At 67.6% G+C, this 19,530-nt stretch carries 19 protein-coding genes and 1 pseudogene; 4 read left to right on the forward strand and 16 right to left on the reverse strand.

Going from position 1 to position 19,530, the window contains the following annotated elements:
* The first annotated feature begins 307 nt into the window (after positions 1-307).
* The gene (locus E8M83_RS25105; RefSeq protein ID WP_137176086.1) at positions 308-1,522 is read left to right on the forward strand and encodes an NAD(P)/FAD-dependent oxidoreductase; all 1,215 of its coding nucleotides are present in this window, start codon (positions 308-310) and stop codon (positions 1,520-1,522) included.
* 101 nt (positions 1,523-1,623) lie between these two features.
* Complete coding sequence (locus E8M83_RS25110) at positions 1,624-2,247, forward strand: FMN-dependent NADH-azoreductase (protein WP_137176087.1); 624 nt, start codon at positions 1,624-1,626, stop codon at positions 2,245-2,247.
* 92 nt (positions 2,248-2,339) lie between these two features.
* On the opposite strand, the pseudogene pcaD reads toward E8M83_RS25110, so the two are convergent.
* The 11 genes and pseudogenes from pcaD to E8M83_RS25165 form a co-directional block, all read right to left on the reverse strand.
* Positions 2,340-3,176 (reverse strand): annotated as a pseudogene (pcaD, locus tag E8M83_RS25115) (3-oxoadipate enol-lactonase); the annotation flags it as partial.
* Positions 3,177-3,283: 107 nt separating this feature from the next.
* Positions 3,284-4,195 carry a catechol 1,2-dioxygenase gene (gene catA / locus E8M83_RS25120; RefSeq protein WP_137176089.1) on the reverse strand — a complete coding sequence of 304 codons (912 nt, stop codon included), beginning with the start codon at positions 4,193-4,195 and terminating at the stop codon, positions 3,284-3,286.
* 26 nt (positions 4,196-4,221) lie between these two features.
* Positions 4,222-4,512 (reverse strand): muconolactone Delta-isomerase, encoded by a 291-nt coding sequence (gene catC / locus E8M83_RS25125; protein WP_137176090.1) that lies wholly within the window; start codon positions 4,510-4,512, stop codon positions 4,222-4,224.
* Positions 4,513-4,522: 10 nt separating this feature from the next.
* Complete coding sequence (locus tag E8M83_RS25130; RefSeq protein ID WP_137176091.1) at positions 4,523-5,689, reverse strand: muconate/chloromuconate family cycloisomerase; 1,167 nt, start codon at positions 5,687-5,689, stop codon at positions 4,523-4,525.
* Between the two features lie 20 nt (positions 5,690-5,709).
* On the reverse strand, positions 5,710-6,771 hold the full coding sequence (locus E8M83_RS25135; RefSeq protein WP_137176092.1) for an NADH:ubiquinone reductase (Na(+)-transporting) subunit F: 1,062 nt from the start codon (positions 6,769-6,771) through the stop codon (positions 5,710-5,712).
* 10 nt (positions 6,772-6,781) lie between these two features.
* Positions 6,782-7,144 carry a phenol hydroxylase subunit P4 gene (locus E8M83_RS25140; RefSeq protein WP_137176093.1) on the reverse strand — a complete coding sequence of 121 codons (363 nt, stop codon included), beginning with the start codon at positions 7,142-7,144 and terminating at the stop codon, positions 6,782-6,784.
* Positions 7,145-7,165: 21 nt separating this feature from the next.
* Positions 7,166-8,656: an aromatic/alkene/methane monooxygenase hydroxylase/oxygenase subunit alpha gene (locus E8M83_RS25145; protein WP_373995073.1), complete on the reverse strand. Its 1,491-nt coding sequence runs from the start codon at positions 8,654-8,656 to the stop codon at positions 7,166-7,168.
* Positions 8,657-8,743: 87 nt separating this feature from the next.
* Entirely contained in the window at positions 8,744-9,016 is a 273-nt protein-coding gene (locus E8M83_RS25150; RefSeq protein WP_137176095.1) for an MmoB/DmpM family protein, read from the reverse strand.
* Complete coding sequence (locus tag E8M83_RS25155) at positions 9,013-10,056, reverse strand: aromatic/alkene monooxygenase hydroxylase subunit beta (RefSeq protein WP_137176096.1); 1,044 nt, start codon at positions 10,054-10,056, stop codon at positions 9,013-9,015. The genes E8M83_RS25150 and E8M83_RS25155 overlap by 4 nt, the downstream gene beginning before the upstream one ends.
* A 49-nt stretch (positions 10,057-10,105) precedes the next feature.
* A complete protein-coding gene (locus tag E8M83_RS25160) occupies positions 10,106-10,348 on the reverse strand; it encodes a phenol hydroxylase subunit (RefSeq protein ID WP_137176097.1) in 243 nt (80 codons plus the stop codon).
* Between the two features lie 228 nt (positions 10,349-10,576).
* Positions 10,577-12,268, reverse strand: a complete 1,692-nt coding sequence (locus tag E8M83_RS25165; RefSeq protein WP_137176098.1) for a sigma-54-dependent Fis family transcriptional regulator — start codon at positions 12,266-12,268, stop codon at positions 10,577-10,579.
* Between the two features lie 198 nt (positions 12,269-12,466).
* On the opposite strand from E8M83_RS25165, the gene E8M83_RS25170 reads away from it, so the two are divergent.
* Complete coding sequence (locus E8M83_RS25170) at positions 12,467-13,363, forward strand: transporter (RefSeq protein ID WP_137176099.1); 897 nt, start codon at positions 12,467-12,469, stop codon at positions 13,361-13,363.
* 7 nt (positions 13,364-13,370) lie between these two features.
* Here E8M83_RS25170 and E8M83_RS25175 read toward each other — a convergent pair whose 3' ends face one another.
* The 5 genes from E8M83_RS25175 to E8M83_RS25195 form a co-directional block, all read right to left on the reverse strand.
* Positions 13,371-13,913, reverse strand: a complete 543-nt coding sequence (locus E8M83_RS25175; protein WP_137176100.1) for an Rrf2 family transcriptional regulator — start codon at positions 13,911-13,913, stop codon at positions 13,371-13,373.
* Positions 13,914-14,047: 134 nt separating this feature from the next.
* Complete coding sequence (locus tag E8M83_RS25180) at positions 14,048-16,156, reverse strand: TonB-dependent siderophore receptor (RefSeq protein ID WP_170976918.1); 2,109 nt, start codon at positions 16,154-16,156, stop codon at positions 14,048-14,050.
* 119 nt (positions 16,157-16,275) lie between these two features.
* Positions 16,276-16,665, reverse strand: a complete 390-nt coding sequence (locus E8M83_RS25185; protein WP_170976919.1) for a DUF2946 domain-containing protein — start codon at positions 16,663-16,665, stop codon at positions 16,276-16,278.
* Between the two features lie 7 nt (positions 16,666-16,672).
* A complete protein-coding gene (locus tag E8M83_RS25190; protein WP_137176103.1) occupies positions 16,673-17,512 on the reverse strand; it encodes an alpha/beta fold hydrolase in 840 nt (279 codons plus the stop codon).
* A 1-nt stretch (position 17,513) separates the two neighbouring features.
* Positions 17,514-18,824: an O-acetylhomoserine aminocarboxypropyltransferase gene (locus tag E8M83_RS25195; RefSeq protein WP_137176104.1), complete on the reverse strand. Its 1,311-nt coding sequence runs from the start codon at positions 18,822-18,824 to the stop codon at positions 17,514-17,516.
* Between the two features lie 201 nt (positions 18,825-19,025).
* Between E8M83_RS25195 and E8M83_RS25200 the strand changes: the two genes are divergently transcribed.
* The gene (locus E8M83_RS25200; RefSeq protein WP_137176105.1) at positions 19,026-19,478 is read left to right on the forward strand and encodes a CBS domain-containing protein; all 453 of its coding nucleotides are present in this window, start codon (positions 19,026-19,028) and stop codon (positions 19,476-19,478) included.
* Positions 19,479-19,530 lie beyond the last annotated feature (52 nt).

Consider the following 19,530-nt stretch of genomic DNA (forward strand, 5'->3'; position numbering starts at 1 on the left):
GGCCGCGCATTTCGGCGATCCCGAAGAAGCCGTGATGGCCGACATCGCGGCGCGCGTTACCGGCTGAGTCGCCAGCGGCCATGCCGCGGCGCATCCACGCGCCGGCCATCGTCAATTCCCATTCCCCCGTAGAACCGTACGCCGAGCATGGTCATTGCACGTGCGCGCTTGCACTCTTTAACTCCGACTATTACAATCGGAGTTTTGGAACGTGAACGAGGTCCGTGGCCTGGTCGCTCGCCCGCATCCGCGGCGCGCTACCGCCGCGGCGTTCGATTCACCGTGAACATACTGAGGAGCATGAGCTATGTCGAAACGTATTCTTGTTATCGGGGCCGGCTTTGCCGGCATGTGGAGCGCGCTGGCCGCCGCGCGCCTGCTCGACCAGGTGGGCCGCAGCGATGTGGAGATCGCCCTGATCGCCCCCGTGCCGGAGCTGCACGTGCGTCCCCGCCTGTACGAGCACGATCCGGAAGCCATGAAGGTACCGCTGCTCGACATCTTCGCCGCCACCGGCGTCCGGTTCATCCAGGGGATGGTCGAGACCATCGATGTCGAGAAACAGGAAGTGGGCATCATCGGCCTGGGCGCCGATACGGCGCTGCGTAGCCTCGGCTATGACCGGCTGGTGCTGGCGGCAGGCAGCCGCCTGAACCGTCCACCGATCCCGGGTCTGCACGATCACACCTTCAATGTCGACCAGATCGATGAAGCCGTGCGCCTGAACGCGCATCTGCGCAGCCTGAAGGAGCGCCCCGCCAGCGCGCGCCGCAATACCGTGGTCGTGGCCGGTGCGGGCTTTACCGGCATCGAGACCGCCTCCGAGATGCCGGCCCGCCTGCGTGGGATCCTCGGCGAGGATGCCGAGGTCAATGTGGTGATGGTCGAGCGCAACGGCGAGGTGGGGCCGGACCTTGGCCCGGGACCGCGCCCGCTGATCGTGCAGGCGCTGGGGGAAATGGGCATTACCTGGAAGCTCGGTTCGGGCGTGAGCGCCGTCGACGCCGATGGCGTGCGGCTCGAGAACGGCGAGCGGATCGAGGCCGATACCGTGATCTGGACCGCGGGCGCGCGCGCCAGCGGCCTGACCGCGCAGATCCCGGGCGAGCGCGATGCCTACGGCCGGCTGCACGTCGACCGCAGCCTGGCGGTCAAGGGCGTCCCCAATGTGTTCGCCAGCGGCGACTGCGCGTACGCGGCCACCGACGACGAAGGCAACCACGCCACGATGTCTTGCCAGCACGCGATGAATCTCGGCCGCGCGTCGGGCCACAATGCCGCCGCCGACGTGGTCGGGCAGGAGCGGCTGCCGTATAGCCAGCCCGACTACGTGACCTGCGTCGACCTGGGCCCGTGGGGCGCTGTGTATACCGAAGGCTGGGAGCGCGAAGTCAAGCTCAGCGGCGCCCTGGGCAAGGCCAAGAAGACCGTGATCAATACCGACTGGATCTATCCGCCGAAGAGCCTCGATCGCAGCGAGATCCTGGCGCAATCCGACCCGGCGCGGATCGTCGTCGCCTAGTTCGCCGCGTGCGCCCTGCGGGGCGCCGCATTGCTCACCCGAGCGTTGTTTGATGAGCGGGCTCGCCGCATTGCGGCCGGCCCCCCTTTCTAGGAGTTTACATGAATATCCTGCATATCGATTGCAGTCCGCGCGCCGATTCGCATAGCCGCCGCTTGTCCGCGGGCATCGTTGCCCAGCTGATGGGCCAGCGTTCCGAAGCGCAAGTCACCCGCCGTGACCTGGGCCAGGCGCCCATACCGCATACCCAGTCCGCCTACGCCACCACCCTGTCGTCGCCCGGCGCCCTGGCCGGTGCGCAGGCGAGCGCCGCAGTGCAACTGTCCGAACAGCTGATCGGCGAACTGGAAAGCGCCGACGTCGTGGTCATCGGTATGCCGATGAATAATTTCACGATGCCTTCCGTGTTCAAGGCCTGGGTCGACCAGATCCTGCGCATGGGGCGCACGATCGGCGCGACGCCCACCGGCGAGAAGATCGGGCTGCTGGAGGACAAGCCGGTGTATATCGGCGTCGCGTCCGGCGGTGTCTACGTCGGGGAAAACGCACGCCAGCCGGACTTCCTCACGCCCTATGTGAGCGCCGCATTCGCCTGCGTGGGCCTGACCTCGCTTCAGTTCCTGCCCCTGCAGGCTACCGCCTTCCTCGACCGCGAGCAAACCCAGGCGGCGACCGCCTCGCTGCTTGCGGACATCGACATGAGCTTGCTGGGCGGCGCTCGCTGAGGGCGCCCCGGCCGACGTTGCGGTGATGCGCTGTGTGCGCCGCCTGCGAATACGACATGTGCCTGGCCGGCCTCACGGCGCGCCAGGCCGGTTCAGAGCGAGGCCAGGAAGTCCGCCACGGCGACCTCGAACGCTTCCGGCTGCTCGATGGCGCCCAGGTGCGAGGCGCGCGTCAACACCAGCAGGCGCGCGCCGGCGATACCGTCGGCCAGCGTCCTGGCCATGGCCACCGGCGTGCCTTCGTCGAGCGCCCCGGCGATGACCAGTACCGGCACCGCGATACGGGCCAGCCGCGCGCCGGTGTCCACGCCGCCCACCGCACGGCAGCAGCCGGCGTAGCCTGCCGGGTCGGTCGATACCAGGCGCGCCCGGAACTCCGCCACCAGCGCCGGATGCGTGGCGCGAAACCCCCCATGAAAATAGCGCTCCATCACGGCATCGGCGATGGCCTCGATGCCGTGCGCGCGCACCGTGTCGATCCGTTGGCGCCAGGCCGCGCGCGCCGCCGGCGGATAGCCCGAGGTGGTATTGGCCAGCACCAGGGCCGCCACCAGCGCCGGGTGCCGTAGCGCCAGCTCCTGGCCGACCATGCCGCCCATCGACAGGCCGACCCACACCACTGGCCCGGTATCGAGTTCGCGCAGCAGGCGGGCGGCGTCGTCGGCCAGGTCGGCCATGGCGTAGTCGGCCGCGGGCGCATCCGAGCCGCCATGGCCGCGATGGTCATACGAGATCACCCGGTGCTCGCGCGCCAGTGCATGGGCGAGCGCATCCCACATGGCGCGGTCGCAGCCGAGCGCATGGCTCAGCACCACGGTATGGCGCGGCAGCTTGCCGTTGCGCGGCTCGTCCAGGCGGTAGTGGAGGCAAGGGAGGCTGGCGCTGCGTCCCTCGCGGGGTGCCTGCACCAGGTCTGCCGCTCCAGGATGCGGCGCGGTGCTGCAATCGAAATTCATATCGTCTACCTCAAAAATGCGCGGCCGCCACCCTGGGAAAGGCAGCGGCCGCATTCGGTCACCTCAGGCGTGGTGGCCGCTCAAGCTTCGAAATGGGCGCGTTCGACCCGGTCGGCCGGCAGGCCGGTGCGGGCCGCGTGCAGGTCGAAATCGAAGTCGATCGAATAGAACGGGGCCTCGGCCTCGCGCGCGCGCAGCGTGGCCGCATCGTTCACCAGCGTCACCGGCGGCACCAGCCCCTCGCGGGTGGCGAAGGCGAAATCGTCCCACAGGTAGGGATCGCCCTCGATATTGATTTGCGTGGTCAGCTTGCGGTGGCCGGGCGCGGTGACGAAGAAGTGGATGTGCGCGGGCCGGGTGCCGTGGCGTCCCAGCAGCCCGAGCAGCGTGTCGGCCGAGCCGCCCGGCGGCACGCTGTAGCCGACCGGCATCCTGGTGCGGAAGCGATAGCGGCCGTCGGCATCGGTGCGGATCGTGCGCCGCAGGTTGAACGGGCTCTGGGTCGGATCGAAGAACGAGTAGGCGCCCAGGTGGTTGGCGTGCCATACCTCGACCAGGGCGTCGGCGACCGGCTGGCCGTCGGCGCCGCGCACCCGGCCCTGCATGAACAGGATCTCGCCGGGCTGTTCGTCCTGGTCCAGGCGCGCGCTGCCGATGGTGACCGGCGCGCCCGGTACGTACAGCGGCCCCTCGATGGTGCGCGGCGTGCCGCCGGTGACGCCTTCGCGCGCCTCGGCCTCGTCCAGGCGCAGGTCGAGGAAGTGCTCGAAGCCCAGGCCGGCGGCAATCAGCCCCCATTCGCCGTTGCGGCCGACCTCGGTCAGGTAGGCGATCGCGCTCCAGAACTCGTTGGGCTGGATGTCGAGGTCTTCGATGGTCACGAAAAGATCCCGCACGATACGGTTGACCACGGCCTGTATACGTGGGTTGCCGTCGCCGGTCTCGGTGGCTTCGATCCGCGCCAGCACGGCGTCGATGTCTTGCTTGTTCATGGTTGTCTCCTTGTGTGAAGTGTTTCTCAGCGGTCGTCGTCATGGATAGACGAGGGGTGGCGGCACAGCGCCTCCACCTCCACGTCCATGTAGGGAAAAAGGGGAAGCGCCATCAGGATCTCGTGCAGCTCCGCAGGGCCGGCCACGTCGAAGATGCTGACGTTGGCGTAGCGCCCGGCCACGCGCCACAGATGGCGCCACAGGCCGCGCCGCTGCAGGTCTTGCGCGACCAGGCGCTCGCGGGTCTTGAGTTCGTCCGCCCGGGCAGCGGACATATCGTGCGGCAGGCGCACCGTCATGCTTACCTTGAACAGCATGGTGTTCTCCTCAGCCCTGCGCCACGGTGGTGCGCGCGCGGTCGCGCCGCAGGAAGGCCAGCTTGTCCTCGTCGAGCGCGATGCCCAGGCCGGGACCGGTGGGCAGGCGCAGCGCGAAATCGCGGTAGTCGAGCGGCTCGGCCAGGATCTCCTGGGTCAGCAGCAATGGGCCGAACAGCTCCGTGCCCCAGGCCAGGGCCGGGAAGGTCGAGAACAGCTGGGCCGACGCAATCGTGCCCACCGCGCCTTCGAGCATGGTGCCGCCGTACAGACCAAGGTTGGCGGCCTGGGCGATCGCGGCCACCTGTTGTGCCTTCACCAGCCCGCCCGACTGCGTGATCTTGACCGCGAACACGTCGGCGGCGCGCAGTTCGGCCAGGCGGAAGGCGTCCTGCGGGCCGTGCAGGGCTTCGTCGGCCATCAGCGCGACCCGGTTCATGGCACGCAGGCGGCGCATGCCTTCGTGGTCGCCGGCCGCGATGGGCTGCTCCACCAGGTCGATGCCGGCGTCTTCCAGCAGGCGCATGCCCAGCATGGCCTCGGTGCCGGACCAGGCCTGGTTGACGTCCACCCGCACGCTGGCGCGCTCGCCCAGCGCGCGCTTGATGGCGGCGGCGTGGGCCGCATCGTCGCGCACCGGGCGCTTGCCGATCTTGAGCTTGAACACCTGGTGGCGCCGCAGGTCGAGCATCTGCTGTGCCTCGGCGATGTCGCGCGCGGTGTCGCCACTGGCCAGGGTCCAGGCGATCGGCAGCCGGTCGTGGATGCGGCCGCCGAACAGCGCCGACAGCGGTACGCCCATGCGGCGCGCCTGGGCGTCGAACAGGGCGGTCTCGACTGCGCACAGCGAGAAGCGGTTGCCCTGCAGGCTGGCATGCAGCAGGTGCATGCAGTGGCCCGGGCTGGCGGCGTCGGCGCCCACCAGCAGCGGCGCCATATAGCGCTCGATATTGGCGCGCATGCTCTCCGGGCTTTCCTCGCCATAGGCCAGGCCGCCGATGGTGCTGGCTTCGCCCCAGCCATCGATGCCGTCCTCGCAGCGGATGCGCACCAGCACCATGGTCTGCTCGCGCATGGTGGCCACCGACAACTGGTGCGGCCGGATGGTCGGTATGTCGAGCACGAGGACGTCGACGCCCTCGATGCGGATCGGGTGGTGCGATGGTTGATTGCTCATGTCATTTTCGATGTGCATGGTCATATGGCCTTGAACAGCGGGCTGCGCGCCGCCTGGTTGCCGTCGGCGGCCGACAGGAATTTTTCGGTAAAGATGTCCTTCTCGAACAGCCGCCCCTGCATCAGCGCGGCGATGGCCGCTTCGACCATTGGCGGCGGCCCGCACAGGTAGGCGCGCCAGCCGCGGAAATCGCGGTCGAAGCAGCGCCCGGCCACTTCGTGCGCGTAGCCACGCTCGCCGCGCCAGTCCGACTCGGCCGGCTCGCTGGACAGCACCGGGAAGTAGTCGAACTGCGGGTAGCGCTGCGCCAGGTCTTCGAATTCGGCCCGGTAATACAGTTCGTCCAGCGTGCGCGCGCCATGCACCAGGCGGATGCGGCGCCCATCGCCCGACTCCAGCAGGTCGAGGATCATCGAACGGGGGCTCGACAGCCCCGAGCCGCCGGCGATGAACAGCAGCGGGCGCGGGTCGCTCTTGCGCACGAAGAAGCGGCCCAGCGGCCCGGACACGGTCACTTCGTCGCCCACCGCCAGCCCCTGGTGCACGCGCGAGGTGACCTTGCCGCCCGGGACCAGGCGGATATTGAGCTCGATCTCGGCGCTGGACGGCGCCGAGGCGATCGAGAAGGCGCGCGGCGCCGCCTCGCCGGCGAGCCACAGGTTGATGTACTGGCCCGGCTGGTAGTTCACCCGCTCGCCGTCGCCCACGGCGAGGAACACGCCCTTGATGGTCGGCGTCAGCTGCTCGATGCGCGTGACCCTGGCCCGGTAGTCGGCCAGCGGCAGGCAGGCGGCGTCGGGATCGGGATCGATGTCGGCCTCGATCGTCAGGTCCGACTGGACCGTGGCGCAGCAGGCCAGGCATTTGCCTTCGTCGCGCTCGAAGTCCATCAGCGCGAACGGAGAGGCTTCGCCGTGTTCCAGTTCGCCGTCCAGGGTCTGCACCTTGCAGGTGCCGCACAGGCCGTGGCCGCAGGCGTGCGGCAGCCAGATGCCGGCGCGCAGGCAGGCGTCGAGGATGGTCTGGTTCTCGGCCACCTCCACCGTCTGTCCCAGCGGCTCGATCGTCAATTGGTAAGCCATGCCGCCTCCGTCAGTAATAGGCCGGATTGCCGCCGGACGGTTCCGGCGTCTGCAGGCGCAGCAGCGATTTGTGGCCGATGCCGTTGTCGGCCAGGCTGGCTTGCAGGTCGGGCACGAACGGCGCGTCCGACAACTGCCAGCGCGCGTGCGCCCAGTCGATCGCCGCGCCGCCCGGATGCGCGGCCAGCAGCGGCGTCAAGACCTGCTCGACCAGCGTCTGGAACGGCATCGCCGGTGGCAGCGGCAGGGTGGTCGGGCTGCAGAACAGCATGTGACGGTCCCAGCCAAAATAGACGAGCTGGTTGCCGTTGAAATTCTCGACGCGGTCGCGTACTTCGCCCTGGTAGCCGGGCGCTAATGCAATGACTGGCATGATGGTCTCCTGGCGCGCCGCTCAAGCGGCGCCTTTGTTGTTGGTCCACTGTTCCCAATTGGCGCGGTCGGGCGAAGTGGCGTAGTCGCCGCTGTCCTCGGGCTTGAGGTGGTACCAGGCGAGGACCTCGTCCAGGCTCGCGCCGCCGCAATTGCCCTGGAAGATCTGGTGCACCGGCAGCCAGGCCTGGACGTATTTCTCGGGCTCGTCCTTGAAGATGTCGCAGCAGCCGTCCGAGCAGAAGTGGTAGCGCTCGCCCTTGTACGTCGTTTCGCGGTAGCAGATCTGGGTCGGGTCGTCCGGCTCGGGGAAGGCCATCGGCAGCTGGCACAGCTGGCACAGCATCGGCAGGCCCGGATTGGTCCAGCGCTCTCCCTTTTTCTGCTGTTCTTGCCAGAAGCGGAAACGCGGCAGGTAGTCGCGCTCGAAGGTGTCGGGATACTGTTCCTTGAGCCAGGCCAGTTCCTGCTCTTCCGGCACCCAGGTGTGGATGGCGGCGGCGTGGTTGAAGTTGTAGAAGATCGACCACGCGATGTGCGAGACGCGGTCTTTTTCCTGGGCGGCCTGCTCGTGGTACTTCGGCATGCGGATCCCGTAGCGCGCCAGGTCGGCGAACAGGGCGCCGCCATTCTGCTCGAAATAGATTTCCCACGCTTCCTTCCAGCTCATCACGCGCTTGGGCAGCATATAGTCCATCATCATCGCCACCAGCGACAGCAGGCGGTAGCCGCGCCAGAACCACTTGTCGACCCACTTCTGGATGATCGGCAGGTTGGCCGGGTCCTGCTCGAGCATGAATTTCACGACCTCGAGGCCGAGCGTCATGTGGCGCGATTCGTCCGACTGGGCCGAGAAGCCGAAGGTCACGGTGGCCATGTCGCCGTTGTAGGCGGCGCCCGACATGAAGGGCATGAACAGCAGGTTGGTCAGCACGTACTCGAACGAGAACGAGATCGCGGTGATGAACTCGAACGGCCCGGCCGTCATCGCGTCCTCGAAATAGGACTTGGGCACCGACAGGTACCACAGGCGGTCATGCATATGGCGCCAGTCCGAGAAGCCGTTGAAGAACTTGTTGTACTGGCTGATCGTATGGACCTGGGTCTGGCAGTGGCGCAGTTCGTCCACCGACTGCATCTGGCAGGCCACGCGGGCGCCGGCGCCGCGCAGGTTGCGCCCGGCCATGGCGAAGCCGCGATGGGCCGCATACTCGAGTGGCGACACGCCGGTCAGGAACAGCTTGAGCGCATTGACGTAGCGGGCGTCGGTCACGTTCAGCTGGCCGTTATTCTGCTGGAAGGCGTCGATGATTGCGTACAGCTTGCGTTCTTTCTCGGACTGGAATTTCCAGTAGGCGTCCATGGTCATGCGGAACGGGTCTTCCCAGCCGTCCCAGTCGTGGATCACGATGCCCTCGAAACTGTCGTGCGGGAATACGCGGTCCATCGGCTGGTAGGTGGTGTCCCAGCCCAGGTCGCGGGTGAGCAGCGCGTACTTGTCCTTGACCGACATCTTCGGCGCCGGTTTCGCGGCTGGCGCCGCCGTTGCTTGATCCTGCGTGGTAGTGGTATTCATGGTGTCTCCTCGGTTCGTGTGCGCTCAGCGCCAGGCCAGCAAGAACTGGTCTTCCGTTTCTTCGATCGTGCCGCCCAGTGAAATCAGGCCCAGCTGCAGTTCCTGGATCTCCCAGTCGCGGCCGATCAGCGCCTCGATCGTGGCGCGGTTGATTTCCAGCCGCCCCGGCGCATCGATCTTGACCATCGCCGGAAAGCGATGCACGGTGGCGTGCGGGTTGTCGGCCTCGATCGCTTCGATGATCGGGCGTGTGTCGTCGGTAGCCTGCAGCGCGATGAAGACGGGTTGCTGGTTCATGCTGGCGCTCCCGTCTGTGCTTCGGTCTGTGCTTGCGCCGGCGCTTCCGCCCGCACCAGGCCAAGGCCGGCCAGGCGGCTGGCCAGCGGCGCCGTCACCGCGGCCAGCACGTCGTCGGCGTCAGGGCCGAACAGGCGCTCGGCGACCGGCTGCAGGGCCGGCCCAAAACGATCCAGCCAGCCGTAGGCCTGGCGCGCGACCAGGGCCGCGTTGGCGCCGCTTTCCTGCGCCGCGGTCTTGACCACGGCGTCGACCCAGCGCGTGGTTTCGGCATGCCAGACCCGCATGAAGTCGGTCGCCAGGCTGTAGGCAGGACCGTGGTCGCAGGCCAGCTGGGCGTCGAGCTTGTGGTAGAACAGCGGGTAGACCAGGCCGTCGAGCACCAGGTTCTGGGCCACGAAGGACTCGAACCAGTCCTGCACCACCAGCAGGTCTTCGACCGCGTGGCGCAGCGGCTGCCAGGCCGGGTCGTCCAGCCACGCCGCCTTGGCGCGCGCGACCGCGGGCTTGCCGCCAACCAGCAGGCCGATGCGGGTCAGGTACTGGGCCAGCGCCAGGCGATCCATGGTGTGGAACATGGTTGCTTCGGTGATCGCCGAGCCGTAGCCGTAGGCGGTCACGTAGGCATTGTTCATGTTCGCGGCCCATTCCACGTGGCGCAGGGTGACGACGGTGGTGGCCAGGGTGTCCCTGAGCGCTTCGGGCAGGCCGGCCAGCAGGTTCCGCGCCTCGAGGAATTCGAGGTTCTTTTCCATCGACTCCTGTTGCCGCGCGCGGGTATTCACATAGGTGCCGTAGTAGAACTGGCGCGGGTCTTTCAGGGCATACCAGTCGGCCATGACGACCGCGGTGCGGCGCTTGTCGTACAGCTCGTATTCGGGCTGCCACAACGGCCGGTATTGAAAGCTGGCCTCGGGCTGGAGGTCGTACATCGCTTCCTGGTAGCGCGTGGCCGGCTTGTCGGCGCCGAGCCGGCGCGCGATGTTGGCGAAGGTCTGCCGTATCGGCTTGACGCTGTCGGTTCGTATATCGATCTGCATGCGAAGGTCTCCTGTTATCAATGGTCGTGGCGTTGGGTGGCGCGTGTGGCTAGCGGGGAACGCTGTCGTGCCAGTGGCGCCGTTCGTGGTCGAGCTCTGCGGCGCTGGCCTCGGGCAGCACGGCCGCCCCCTGCTGGCGGCGGAAGGCGTCGTACTGGCAGGGGCGCATGGTCAGCTCCACGCACAGGTCCGGGTCGCCGATCGAGAATTCGAAGTGCACCCAGTCCGCCTGGCGCGCGGTCACGCGCACGAAGCAGGGGATCGAGGGGGGCGGGTGGGGCGCCTGGTTCATGTCTCCTCCTTGTCATTGGTTCCGTATGCATTGATAGCAAGGGCCATGCCAACAAGCCAAGTGCTTGAATTGGAAGGAAAAGATGGTGTGCGCGCCGGGGCGGCCCGGCGCGCGGTTTCACGATTTCATGAGGTGCCGAAGCGGGTGTTCAGCAAATGAAGAGGCGCTGTCAGCGCTTGCGATGGACGCGCTTACAGCGCCAAAGGGGGCGGGATGGCCGGCGGGCGGCTACTTCAGGCCCTTGATTTTCTCGAGCCGGTAGGCCAGTTGCGGACGGGTGATGCCGAGCAGGCGCGCGGCATGGGTGACGTTGCCGTCCGCCTTGGCCATGGCGCCCGCGATGAAGCGCGCCTCGAGCTTGTCGAGGCTGAAGCTGTCGCCGAGCAGCTGTTCGCACAGGGCGTCGTGCGCCGCCTGTCCGGCGCATTCCGGCGGATTGGCCAGGTGTCCGGACGGCGCGATCGCCTTCATGCCGCCCGTCTCGGCCAGCGCAGGAAACAGCGCCGGCAGGTCGATCATCTGGTTGCTGTCGGTGAGGATCACCCCGCGCTCGATCATGTTTTCCAGTTCGCGGATATTGCCCGGCCACTGGTAATGCTGCAGCGCCTGCATGGCCTTGTCCGAGACGCCCATGGTGCGCTTGCTGTACAGGGTGTTGTACTTGCACAGGAAGTGCTCGGTCAGCAGGGGAATGTCGTCGGCCCGTTCGCGCAGCGGCGGAATGCAGACCGGATAGACATTCAGGCGGTAATACAGGTCGGCCCGGAAGCGCCCATTGGCCACGGCCAGCTTCAGGTCTTCGTTGGTGGCGGCCACGATGCGCACATCGATGCGGTGGGTGTGCGAGCCGCCGACCCGTTCGAGCTCGCCTTCCTGCAGCACCCGCAGCAGCGAGGCTTGTGCGCGCGCCGACAATTCCACCACCTCGTCGAGGAAGATCGTGCCCTGGTGGGCGCGCTCGAACTTGCCCGGGCGGCTGACGGCGGCGCCGGTGTAGGCGCCTTTCTCGACGCCGAACAGCTCCGCCTCGATCAGGTCGGGCGGAATGCTGGCGCAGTTGACCGCGACGAAGGGTTGCGCGGCGCGCGGCGAGGCGGCGTGCAGGCCGCGCGCGAATACTTCCTTGCCGACCCCGGTTTCGCCCAGCAGCAGGACATTGGCCTTGCTGGCCGCCGCCCGACAGACCAGCTGGCTCGCTTCCATGAAGGCGCGCGATCGGCCCACCGAGTTGACGATCGTGTCGTGCCTGGCGGCGCGCAGGGTGTCTTTCAGTTCGCTGACCTGGCTGCGCAGGGCGAACAGCTCTTCGGCGATGGCATCGCGCAGCAGCAGGCGCTCGGTTTCGGCATGGTCTTCCCATTCTTCTGCGCGCTTGCCGACGATCTCGCAATGCGCGTCGCCGCAGCCGGCGCAGGCCGTCTCCTTGTAGATCACGGGGCGGCCCATGAAATAGGTGGTGTAGCCGCTGGCATAGCCCAGCTGGCTCCAGCAGACGGGCGCGCGCGCCAGTTCATGGTGCTGCAGATAGACCTCGGCTTCGAAGGAATTGCGCCAGGCGAAGCGGCCGAAAAAATCGCCTTCGAGCAGGTCGAAGCGCAGCTCCAGCGGCGTGACGTGGACCAGGCCGCGGATGCCGTGCAACTGCGGCCCGACCATGAAAGCCTCTTCGGCCGGCAGGTCGGGACGCAGCTTGCGCGCCAGTTCGGCGTCGCGCAGGCCAGACTGGTAGCCGAATCGCATCAGGAGGCCACGTGCGCGCTGCAGGCCGATGCTCTCGACCAGTTCGTCGCGCAGCAGGCCCCAGGCCGCGGCCTGGTTGAGCATCACGCGCTGCTCGTGCAGCCAGATGGTGCCCTGGCCGGGATCGAAGCGGATCTGCGCCAGCAAATCCTCGTTGGAGGGCAAACGTTGAATGTCCACGACAGTGTCTCCTGCATGTGATTGGTTTTTTGTTCATGGTGCCACAGGCACGGCGTGGCGTGGCTTCACCATTTGATGATGCTGCTTGCGCAAATGATGAGGCGAATGGCTCCGGTCCTGCGCCGGCCTGCAGGACGCTCGCATGGCACGGACGTTGCGTAGCAGCTTGTCACCACAACAATATGATGAGGGGACACCATGCGACAGCTCTGTATTCTTGCAACGACGCTTTCCATTGCCTGCGGCGCGGCCCGGGCCACGGAGGGCGCCGGCCTCGGCGTCTATCCGGACGGGCTCGAGAACTTCATGTCCGGTGCGCTACCGCCGCCCGGCGTGTACGGCATGGTGTACACCGGTGGCCTGCGCTACGATTCCGTGCGCGACGACGCCGGGCGGCGGGTGGATATCCCGGACTTCAGGGTGCGGGTCGACATGGTTGCGCCGCGGCTGATCTGGGTCACGAACCGGACCGTGCTGGGCGGCCAGCTGGCCTGGCATGCGGTGGCGCCGCTGCTGGATGTGGAAATGCGCGGGGCAGGGGCGCAGCGCGCCAGCCGCGGCCTGGGGGACATGACGTTCGGCGCGGCGCTCGGCTACCATGTCTCGCCCGAGCTGCACTACCTGCTGGCGCTGGATGTCATCGCACCCACCGGACGTTACGCGCGCGACGATCCATCCAGCCTGGGCCGGAATGTCTGGACGCTGCAGCCGGTGCTGGCGCTCAGCCAGGTCAAGGCGCATGGCTGGAACCTGGACCTCAAGGCCATGCTCGACATCAACTGCCGCAATGGCGACACCGACACCCGTTCCGGGCGCGCCGTGCACGCCGACTATGCGCTCGGCTGGGGCTTCGGCAATGGCTGGGTAGTGGGCGTGGGCGGTCATGGCTACCGGCAGGTGAGCGACGATACGGGCCCGGCGGCTGCGGGCCGGGCGCGTGCCTTCGCGATCGGCCCCGCGCTGAAGTACGACAGCGGCAAGGGTTGGTTCTTGACGGCAAAATTCCAGCGCGAATCGGGCGTGCGCAACCGGCCGCGCGGCGAGCAGTTCGTCCTCAAGCTCGTGTTGCCGCTGCAGGCCGCGGCCAGCCGCTGACAGCCACTCAGGCACGCTTGCCGCCTGCCGGCTTGCCTGCCTGGCGGCCGGAAGCCCGGTCTGCGAACCACTGGACGATATGGTCGCCATAGTCGGCCGGCGCCTTGTCGACGATGCGGCCGGCCAGGTCGTCCAGCGTGTGGCGTTTCAACTCGGTCCGCATGGCTTTCTCGGCTAGTTGCATCACGGCATTGATGGTGCACACGCCGCGCGTGGCCCAGGGCGGCGCCTGGTCGTCGAACACGGCGCAGCGGCTGCGGATCTCGCGGCAGTCGAACAGAGGCTTGTCGCCGTCGATGGCGACGACGACATCGTGTACCGAGATGCGGTGGGCGGGCCTGGCGAGCCGGAACCCGCCCTTGACGCCTTCAGTGGCGACGACCAGCCCGGCCCGCGCCAGCTTGGTAAACAGCTTGGCCAGGAATTCGGTGGGAACCCCCTGCAGTTCGGCCAGGTCGCGCACGCTGGCGTCGCCGACCGGTGAGTGGGTTTGGGTGAGGTAGAGCATGCAGTGCAGGCCGTACTCGACGCCGGTGCTGATGAAGGACATGGCGAACTCAGATTGAATTGATCGTAGTTAGCAGCGTATCCAAGTTTCGGCCTGTCCGCAAGTGCCGGCAGCATTCGACGACGCCGGGATGGCCAACAAGCCATCCCGCAGGGTGCCGGCTCGCTCTACGCCGCCTAGAACTTGTAGCGCAGGGCCAGCGAGGCATTGCGCCCGCGCGCCGGGGTGATCCAGCGCGCGACGTGCAGGTGGCTCGACACGTAGTAGTCGCGGTCGGCCAGGTTGCGCACGGCGAACTGGGCCTCGAGCGCCCGATCGCCGCCCAGGCGCAGGGCCCAGGTATGGACCAGGTCCAGGCGCATATAGCCGGGCAGGGTGACCTGGTTCTCGCGCTCGGCGTAGCGCTGGCTTTGCGCATAGGCGCCCAGGCTGGTCTTGCCGGCGGCGCCCCAGTCGTACTGCGCCCACAACGAGCCCGCATGGCGCGCCACATTCGGCAGGCGGTTGCCGCTGAACAGGGCGTTGTCGCGGAATTCGGCCGTCGTGTAGGCATATTGCGCCGAGACTTCGGCCCGGCCCAGCGTTCCCGTCAGCGACAGCTCGAGCCCGCGCGAGCGGCCGGAGCCGTCGACCGTGCGGTCGCCGGGGGCCTCGGTGCTCTGGTCGTCCGAGATCATGTTCAGCTGTTCGAGGTGGAACAGGGCCAGGTCGGAGCGCATCGCGCCGCCGGCCCAGGCCGACTTCCAGCCCAGTTCCACCTGGCGCGAACGGCGCGAAGGCAGCGACCGGTTGCTGGACGAGGCGCCCTGGTTGGGCGCGGTGCCGGTGGCAAAGCTCGCATACACCGTATCGGCTGCGGCCAGGCGCCGCAACAGCGCCACCTTGGGCGACCAGCGCGATTCATTGGCCGGCAAGACCTTCAGGTCGCCGTAGACGAATTCCTGGTGGTCGTAGCGCACGCCGCCCACCACGGTCCAGGGGCCATGGTCGATCGTGTCCTGCAGCGACAGGGCCGAAGCATGGAGGTCCTGCCTGGTCTGGTCTGTCCGCAGGTTTGCGCCGGGCGGGGGCGGCTTGACCACGCCATGGACGGGGTTGAAGACATTCTGCGACGGCGTCTGTGCCGACCAGGATTGACTCGGCTGGTCCAGCGTCTCCTTGTAGAATTCGGCGGCCGCATACAGCTGGTGCGTGGCCTGCCCGATGGTATGGGTGCGCGAGACCGAGGCCAGCGCCGAATCGATGCGGCGCCGCGTGTCCGGTTCGATGCTGGTGAAACGCTTCCAGGTGCCTGGCGGCGCGTCGCGCTCGGGGTTGCCGGTCAGGCCGTTCTTGATGGAGACCGAGTCGTTTTCCAGGTGCGTCAGCGTTACCGAGACGCTGGTCCTGTCGTCGATCGTGAACTGGCCGTGCAGGTCCACGATGCGGTTGTTCGAGGTCGAATCGGCGAACGGCTCGCCCAGCTGCCGGTTGCGCGGGATCGGCACCGGACGGTTGCCCAGCGATGGGATGCCGTAGTCGGGCTGGTAGGTCTGGTTGGTCGCCTCGAAGCCGATGCCGATGCGGTAGCGCCTGGGTTCGGTCTTGCTCAGGCCCAGCTTGACGCCATCGAGTTCGTCGGGAAGGCCGCGCCATTCGCTGGCCCGGGATCGCACCGCGATAATCCGCCCGGCGATGCCGTGTTCCACGGACAGCACGCGGTTGAGGTCGACCGACAACTGCTGTTCATCGTTCTCGCCCACGCCCAGCTGCAGGGCGCCGAAGTCGCGCAGCTCGGGCTGGCGCGTGCGCAGGTTGACCGAGCCGCCCGGTTCGCTGCGCACCGCCAGCGCCGCGCCGGGGCCGCGCAGCACGTCGACGCTGTCGACGAAGGCGGCCACGAAGGGATAGTTCGACAGCCGCACGCCATCGCGCATGATCCGGTTGGATCCGGTGCCGCTGTCGGCGATCGCGCCGCGCAGGATGAAGAATTGGGTATGCGCGCCATTGAAGCCGGAATCGGCCTGGGCGCCAGGCACGTTGCGCAGCGCATCCTGCAGGGTCAGGGCCGCTTGTTCCCATACCCGTTCGCTCGATACCTCGCTGATCGAGAACGGTGTGTCGATCGGCTTGCGCTGCACGCCGAGGGCCAGGTTGGACGTGTCGTGGCGGGCGCTCTCGCCAACGACGGTCACGACCGGCAGGGCCGCCTCCAGGTCCGGCAAGGGTTCGAGTCCGGGGGCGGCGGCGTTGGCGGCGAGCGACAGGGGCGCCGTCACCAGCGCAGTGAAAATCTTGTTCTTCATGGTGTTTGCTTCGATTGGGTTCGGGCGCATGGCCCGCAGGCGAACCCCGGCCATGGCGCAATGCGCGGGTCCGGTTGGATCGGCGATCAGGGAGCGCGGCAAGCCGCCTCCGGTGGCGTTCAGGCCTGGGCGGGCGGTCCGCGCGGGCTGGACCCCGACCAGGCGAACTGCGGCGTAGCGGACTGGTAGAAGCGGGCCGGATAGTCGGCCTGCGACAGCGGCAGCGATACCATCGCGAGCCGTTCGGGAAGAAGAGCGGGGAAGTTGGCGTGCTGGCTGCAGTAGGGGCAGTGCTCGAACGGCGTCATGGCGCCGGCGCCGGCCGGCGCAGAGGCATCGTCCAGCGCGACCGTCATGGTCACCATGCCGGCGCTGGAACAGATCTGCATCTCGAGCGTGGCTGGCGGGCCGGGAGCCATCGCGTGCGACACCGTGGGCGCAAGCGTACCGAACAGCACGCCCAGGAGGGCGAACCAGACGATGGCTTGTTGTTTGATCAGCTTGCGCATGCGGTGATTATAGATCCGGCGCGCGCGGCGGGCTCCTCTCCAAAGTGAGGGCAGCAAACCCGAGCAAGGCATCGAGCACGGCGTCGGGCGCTTCGGTCATCATCGCGTGGCCGGCGTCGACGGTCACCACCTTGGCGTGCCCGAGGGCCGCGATCAAGGGCGCTGCCGAGCGCGGCGGCGTCATCATGTCCTTCCTGCCCAATATGCACAGCGCCGGGCAGGCGATCGAGGCCGCGGCGGCTTCGCCATTGGCATACGCATTGCAGGCCGCGAAATCCGTATGGAACAGTTGCGGCGCGCCGCGCGCGGCCATGCGCTGCATCAGGCGCCGCGCCGTATTGCTCACCGAGATGCCCGGACCGGCGGTCGACGGCCCCGGCAGCATTGACGCGTGCGACCAGGCGGCCACCATGTCGATGGCGGCCTGCGGGTCGGTGCGTGCGGTCTCCAGCAGCGCGTCCGCGACCTTCATCGGGTACGTGGCGCCGAGCAGGGCCAGAGCGCTGACGCGCTGCGGGGCACGATGGGCGGCTTCCAGCGCGATGAGCGAACCCATGCTGTGACCGGCCAGCAGTGCGCGCCCGGCACCGGCCGCGTCGCACACGGCCAGCGCCCAGTCGGCCAGCGCCTCGACCGTCGCCAACGGCGGTCCGCCGCTGCGGCCATGGCCGGGCAGGTCGGGCGCCAGCACCGCGTAGCCGCGATGGGCCAGGGCGCGGCTTTGCAGCGCCCATACCGAATGGTCGTTCTGGGCGCCATGCAGCAGCATGATGACGGGCAACGTCGGATCGAAGGGTTTGGCCCCGGTATAGCAGTACACCTGGTGCGAATGGACGGTGAGCCGCATCTCAGCCCCCCTTCGCGGCCAGTTTCAACCCGCGCTTGAGGTCGTCGATCAGGTCGTCCGCGTGTTCCAGGCCGACCGACAGGCGCAGCATGCCTTCGGTGACGCCGCTGGCCGCCAGTTGCGCCGCCGGCACCCGGAAGTGGGTGGTCGACGCGGGATGGATCACCAGCGATTTCGCATCGCCCACATTGGCCAGGTGCGAGAATACCTGCAAGCCGTCGGCGAAGCGGCGCCCGGCCGCGCGGTCGCCTTTCAGCTCGAAGGAGAACACCGCACCGCAGCCTTTGGGCAGGATGCGCTGCGCCAGCGCATGGTCGGGATGGCTGTCCAGTTCCGGGTAGGAGACCGACGCCACCATCGGGTGCGCAGCCAGGAAATCGACCACGCGCCGGGTATTGGCGACGTGGCGCTCCATGCGCAGGCCGAGCGTCTCGACGCCCTGCAGGATGGCGAAGGCATTGTGCGGGCTCATTGCCGCGCCGAAGTCGCGCAAGCCTTCGCGCCGCGCGCGCAGGGCGAAGGCGCCGACGGTCGACTCTTCGCTGAACACCAGGCCATGGAAGCCCTCATATGGCTCGCACAGGGTGGCGAAGCGCCCGCTGCGGTCGTGCGCCGCCTGCCAGTCGAAGGTGCCGCCGTCCACCAGCAGGCCGCCGATCGCCGTGCCGTGCCCGCACAGGAACTTGGTGGCCGAATGGAACAGCAGGTCGGCGCCGAGGTCGAACGGCCGCTGCAGGTAGGGGGTGGTGAAGGTCGCGTCGACCATCAGCGGCAGGTCGTGCTCGTGGGCCAGCGCCGAGATGGCCGGGATGTCGAGCACGTCGAGCCCGGGATTGCCCAGCGTTTCGCCGAACAGCAAGCGGGTCGTCGGCCGGATCGCGGCGCGCCAGGCATCGAGGTCGCGCGGGTCGACGAAGGTGGTCTCGACCCCGAACCTGCGCAGGGTATGGGCCAGCAGGTTGTGCGAGCCGCCATACAGTGCGGTTGACGCCACGATATGGTCGCCGGCCCCCGCCAGGGTCGCCAGGCCAAGGTGCATGGCCGCCTGGCCGCTGGCGGTAGCGATGCCGGCCACGCCGCCTTCGAGCGCCGCGATGCGTTCTTCCAGCACCGCATTGGTGGGATTCGAGATGCGCGAATACACATGGCCGGGCTGCTCCATATTGAACAGGGCCGCGCCGTGGCCAGAGTCGCGAAACACGAACGAAGACGTGAAATGGATCGGCGTGGCGCGTGCGCCGGTGGCAGGATCGGGGGCGCTGCCTGCGTGCAGGGACAGGGTATCGAAACCGGGTTGTCGGGGAACGCTCATGCTGGGCTCTGGTAATCGGGAATGGCGCATCCTAGCAGTTATCGCCTGGTGCGCAATCTGCGCTGCACCATCTTGTCGCCGGTGCCGCACCATGATGCGGCGCAACGCTGGATTTTTTGGCGAGCATAGGCTAAAGTCGGAGTTATGCCTTATACAAATTTATCCAGTAGCAGCAATATTGACGAAGCGGGGGTGGCGAACATGAAAGTTTCGGAAATCCTGCAAGTGAAGGGCAATATCCTGTACACCGTGACGCCTGACCAGCCGCTGGTCGACGCGGTGACCACGATGTCCGAGAACGATATCGGTTCGCTGGTGGTGATGGAGTACGGCGACCTGGTCGGCATGCTGACCTTCCGCGAAGTGCTCAAGGCGCTGCACGCGAATGGCGGCGCGGTCGGTTCCGGCACTGTGCGCCGGCACATGGACGACAGCCCGATCACCGTGACCCCGGACACCGAGGTCAACGAAGTGCGCCGCATCATGCTCGAGAAGCACGCGCGCTACCTGCCGGTGATGGACGCCCGCACCCTGCTGGGCGTGATCTCGTTCTACGACGTGGCGCGCGCGGTGCTCGAAGCGCAGAGCTTCGAGAATCGCATGCTCAAGGCGTATATCCGCGACTGGCCGGCGGAGCAGAACGCGCCGGATTGACGGCCGCGAACTACTGGTGATGTGGGGTGGACGGCTTCGCCGTCCACGCGTC

Origin of the sequence: Massilia sp. HP4, from assembly GCF_005222695.1 — a bacterium.
Classification (GTDB): domain Bacteria; phylum Pseudomonadota; class Gammaproteobacteria; order Burkholderiales; family Burkholderiaceae_D; genus Telluria.